Genomic DNA, 1,032 nt, shown 5'->3' with positions numbered 1-1,032 from the left:
AGGTGGGCCCGATCACACGGGGCACCTCTTCCGAGCCTAGCCACGCTCGACGGGTTCCGTGGCAGGTTGGTGTCGAGATTGACCTTCGACTGACGAGACCTGTGGTGCGCGCACGCTTTTCAGTGATGGTGTGAACGTACCGTTCCCCTCGTCCAAGAGGGTGAGCGTGTCGTTCACTCCATGCCGGGGTGCCGGCGGCGTGCCCGCCCCTGATGGTGTGAACGGTACGTTCGGTCGATCTGAGGCGACGAACGTACCGTTCACTCGAAGTCGGGGGTGCCGGCGAAGGTACTTTCGGGTGATGGTGGGGGTGTTTTGGGTACGAGAAAGCCCCCCAACCATGACTGGTTGGGGGGCTTCTCTTACGTTGTGTTCGGCGGTGTCCTACTCTCCCACACCCTGTCGAGTGCAGTACCATCGGCGCTGAAGGGCTTAGCTTCCGGGTTCGGAATGGGACCGGGCGTTTCCCCTTCGCTATGACCGCCGTAACTCTATGAAACTGTCACAGTAACCTTCTTCTGATCACCTGGTTTCACCGTGCATCAACCCGAACCCGTTACGGGGTGGATGGATGACGGAGAAAACAGGGTTTCTCATCAGTATCTGTGTGTTGTTTCAGATACCGCACAGTGGACGCGTAGCTTCTTTGTGGTAAGTCCTCGGCCTATTAGTACCAGTCACCTGCATGCATTACTGCACTTCCAGTTCTGGCCTATCAACCCGGTGGTCTGCCGGGGGCCTTACCCCCTCGAGGGGGTGAGAAACCTCATCTTGGAACAGGCTTCCCGCTTAGATGCTTTCAGCGGTTATCCCTTCCGAACGTAGCTAACCAGCGGTGCTCCTGGCGGAACAACTGGCACACCAGAGGTTCGTCCGTCCCGGTCCTCTCGTACTAGGGACAGCCTTCCTCAAGTTTCTAACGCGCGCGGCGGATAGAGACCGAACTGTCTCACGACGTTCTAAACCCAGCTCGCGTGCCGCTTTAATGGGCGAACAGCCCAACCCTTGGGACCTACTCCAGCCCCAGGATGC

Annotated in this window: 2 rRNA genes; both read right to left on the bottom strand. The window is 58.5% G+C overall.

Going from position 1 to position 1,032, the window contains the following annotated elements:
• Positions 1-371: 371 nt before the first annotated feature.
• Positions 372-488, bottom strand: a 5S ribosomal RNA gene (rrf, locus tag ACF1AK_RS36480).
• 159 nt (positions 489-647) lie between these two features.
• Positions 648-1,032 (bottom strand): 23S ribosomal RNA (locus ACF1AK_RS36475); the annotation flags it as partial.

The organism is Kitasatospora sp. NPDC015120, from assembly GCF_043080305.1.
In the GTDB taxonomy this organism is placed as follows: domain Bacteria; phylum Actinomycetota; class Actinomycetes; order Streptomycetales; family Streptomycetaceae; genus Kitasatospora.
This window is presented reverse-complemented; position numbering and strand designations above follow the sequence as displayed.